The organism is Bacillus sp. V33-4 (genome assembly GCF_002860225.1).
Taxonomy (GTDB): domain Bacteria; phylum Bacillota; class Bacilli; order Bacillales; family Cytobacillaceae; genus Bacillus_BJ; species Bacillus_BJ canaveralius.
In genome coordinates this window covers 1-2804 of record NZ_PGVC01000092.1, presented here as the reverse complement: position 1 = coordinate 2804, position 2804 = coordinate 1, and the positions used below count along the sequence as shown (strand labels likewise).

6 protein-coding genes and 1 pseudogene are annotated in these 2804 nt (G+C 37.2%); 5 read left to right on the top strand and 2 right to left on the bottom strand.

Translation table 11 applies throughout. From position 1 onward, the window contains the following. The 5 genes and pseudogenes from CVD23_RS22645 to CVD23_RS21445 form a co-directional block, all read left to right on the top strand. Nucleotides 1-453: pseudogene (locus tag CVD23_RS22645) on the top strand (hypothetical protein); the annotation flags it as partial. A 15-nt stretch (nt 454-468) separates the two neighbouring features. Then, nucleotides 469-858 carry a phosphoribosylaminoimidazole synthetase gene (locus tag CVD23_RS21460; protein ID WP_101578762.1) on the top strand — a complete coding sequence of 130 codons (390 nt, stop codon included), beginning with the start codon at nt 469-471 and terminating at the stop codon, nt 856-858. Nucleotides 859-952: 94 nt separating this feature from the next. Continuing rightward, a complete protein-coding gene (locus tag CVD23_RS22145; RefSeq protein WP_180955761.1) occupies nt 953-1255 on the top strand; it encodes a hypothetical protein in 303 nt (100 codons plus the stop codon). A 35-nt stretch (nt 1256-1290) separates the two neighbouring features. Beyond that, nucleotides 1291-1497 carry a hypothetical protein gene (locus tag CVD23_RS21450; protein WP_180955760.1) on the top strand — a complete coding sequence of 69 codons (207 nt, stop codon included), beginning with the start codon at nt 1291-1293 and terminating at the stop codon, nt 1495-1497. An 8-nt stretch (nt 1498-1505) separates the two neighbouring features. Further along, nucleotides 1506-1736 (top strand): hypothetical protein, encoded by a 231-nt coding sequence (locus tag CVD23_RS21445; protein ID WP_101578763.1) that lies wholly within the window; start codon nt 1506-1508, stop codon nt 1734-1736. Nucleotides 1737-2056: 320 nt separating this feature from the next. Here the strand turns inward: CVD23_RS21445 and CVD23_RS21440 are convergent, their stop codons facing one another. Both CVD23_RS21440 and CVD23_RS22220 read right to left on the bottom strand, forming a co-directional pair. Then, nucleotides 2057-2257, bottom strand: a complete 201-nt coding sequence (locus tag CVD23_RS21440; protein WP_101578764.1) for a helix-turn-helix domain-containing protein — start codon at nt 2255-2257, stop codon at nt 2057-2059. Nucleotides 2258-2565: 308 nt separating this feature from the next. Continuing rightward, nucleotides 2566-2804 (bottom strand): hypothetical protein (locus CVD23_RS22220; RefSeq protein ID WP_180960022.1); only part of this gene is annotated, 239 nt, incomplete at its 5' end.

Genomic DNA, 2804 nt, shown 5'->3' with positions numbered 1-2804 from the left:
GAAAGTCCGTATAGTCCACCTATGAGTAAATTAAGAGTGTTAGGCAGAATGGCCTATGACACTCTATTTGTAACAAAAGTTCCTGCGGCTTATAAATCCATTCGTTCTTTTGCCAGTTCTTCAAATAAAAAAATTATAAATTTTATTAATTCAATTAAGGGTACGGGCAACCTTAATCATTTAATAAAAAATAAGTCATTAGGCAGAGGTTCAACTGGACGAACAATAGCAAACAGTCTTCAAGAACAATTAGCTATGAAACAAGTATTATCCAATCCACTGGCAGGAGCTAGAGAAGTAGTCTCAAGAAGCAAGATGAAAGACAAAAGGTGGCTCGGGTCCGAAGGATGGGTAAAAATGCAGAGAATAGTGAAAACTTCAAAAGGGAATATAAATATTCACTTTAATTACAATACCAGAACAAGAAAGTATGATGACTTTAAATTTAAGTGAAGGAATGAATAATGTATGGTGGTTAGGTGTGTTTTAAATGAGGGCTATTTATTTAGCCCAAGAAAGGTAAGGCAAGGTCTTACTCAAAAGACAACCTATAATGAAATAACAATTCATAGAGAATATAACGTTCATGGCATATTATTCTATGAGGATGGGTTAAGGTATCTGTTATTTGACGACTGTGAAACTCCTTATTGGTACCCGGCGGACTTATTTGTAGTGATTGATAATAAGGTCCCTGAACAATGGTATTACAAGTTTTTTGGCTATGAGGAAACTGTTTCTGCTATTTGGGGATATTATGAATTAGTACATTCTGAGGAACATTTTGATGGATTAAGTGAACAGGAAACAAAAGCAATAGACTTGTTTCTGAAGAGAAAAAAAGAAATATATAATTAAGGATGTTATAGGGTGGTGGTTATGTTGATAATAACCGTCACCTTTACTTTTAGGGGTGGAGGAGAATAGACGCCAAGCGGGCATTGTATCCTGGTTGGCGCGGGGGATCTTTGTAAAGCTCCGCATCCAAACAGCGGTGTGGTTAAGATCCAACACCGCCACAACACCAAAACCAGAGCCAAAACCGAAACCAGGTTCTGGAGGTTCTGGAGGAGGCAAAGGAGGAAGCGGAGGATCCGGAGGCCCGGCAGCACCACCACCGCCGCCAGCTGCGCCGACATTTGAAGAAATCCTGGCGATGCGTTGGGGCAACTTTAGTAAATTAGTAAGATATTATGGGGTTCTTGGAGTGATTATAAAAAGGTTAATGTTAATGGACAAACATATGCCAAAGTAGGAGATAGACATTATTCTAAACATGCAGTTGACAGAATGCAGCCAAGTGGAAAAAGATATGGAAGTCCAATAACTCAAGCAGGTGGGGACTATGGAAGAAGTGTATCTCCAACATATGTAGAAGATGTAATAAGAAATGCCAAGCCTGTGGTTCAACAAAATGGAAATATATCATATACATCAGGAACTTTACAAGTAATAACTAATAAGCAGGGGGCAGTTGTTACCATAATTACAAAGTAGGTGGTTACATGGCAGATAGAAATCATATAAAGCAATTATGCAGTAAGTTTAAAGGAAAAGAATATGGCTTAGTTGAATTTCAAAATAGGTTAGAAACAGCAATATTTCCTGACGAATTAGAGGGATTTAAACATTCACTAATAAATGAATTAGAAGAAATCCGATTTACAAAATTAGAAGAGAATTTTTACCACTTAGGATTAGAAGTGGTAGAGAAAATATTAAATCGGATAGATTGATAAAATTAAAACCTTGATTGGCTTAATGCCTTTCAAGGTTTCTTTTTTTGTGTAGGGGCTATCCAGTGCCGAATAAACAGCTTATTTATTAGAGAGTAAATATAACCCTTGTAATCCTTATATGATATTCTACCAAATTATAAAGACGTACAAACTACTTAAAATGTATGCCCTATTTGATGGAATTATTTGCAACAAAGCAACTTAAAATCATCAGATACTACCATTTTCATCTCAAATACCTTACCTTTGTTTTCTCCCTGCCTTTTAAAGTTTTTCGCAACTTTGACGTACATAGAACGATTACTATAGCAAGAGGGCTACTCCACCTCGATTAACTCCTGAATGTCGATGTCTAACACTTTGCAAACCGTTTCTAATGTTGATAGATACACTCTTTCCACATTGTCTGAACACAAATGGCTTATAGTGTTGGGACGAAGCCCTGTCATACGTGCCAATTCACGTTGTGAAAGGTCACGTTCTTTAAGGATTTCCTTAAGTTTGATTGATATTGGCATGATAATTTCCTTCCTCTTTCTCATGTTACTTTTACGATACACAAAAAATTTGTATCGGTAAAGGGGTTGATTGTACCGCTAAAGCCGCATACAATGAATTTATATTAAATATAGCGGCTAAGCGTTACGTTAATTGAAATTTTCGTAACGGAAGGGTGACAAGTTGAATACTTCGGGGTCGTTTCATATGCGCGCGTGCAAAAGATGTATACAGCTTGGAAATATTACGACGATGAAATCAAATCACTTGGTGAAGAAAAATGGACGGAATACTGTCGTTTCAAATTAAAGGCAACAGTGGAGGTAAATTAAAATGAAGCAACTGCTGAAGAACCGGTTTCAACAGAGACCGCATCTTCAGCGCCTTCGGATGATGATCTAAAAGAAACGACCCAAGCTAAAAAAGAAAAGGCAAACGACTCTGAAAAGAAAACGCAAAAACCATCATCAAAAGAAGAGGAAAATGAAGTCGTCGCTTTTATGAAAGAAAAGCTGAACGCCATTGCGGAAGCGATCGCCGACTTTTTCAAAAGCCTCTGGGATGAAA

What these genes read in the sequence shown, in the direction of transcription:
- CVD23_RS21460 (WP_101578762.1), top strand. Translation starts at nt 469, where the DNA reads ATGGTGGTTAGGTGTGTTTTAAATGAGGGCTATTTATTTAGCCCAAGA.
- CVD23_RS21450 (WP_180955760.1), top strand. Translation starts at nt 1,291, where the DNA reads ATGCAGCCAAGTGGAAAAAGATATGGAAGTCCAATAACTCAAGCAGGT.
- CVD23_RS21445 (WP_101578763.1), top strand. Translation starts at nt 1,506, where the DNA reads ATGGCAGATAGAAATCATATAAAGCAATTATGCAGTAAGTTTAAAGGA.
- CVD23_RS21440 (WP_101578764.1), bottom strand. Translation starts at nt 2,257, where the DNA reads ATGCCAATATCAATCAAACTTAAGGAAATCCTTAAAGAACGTGACCTT.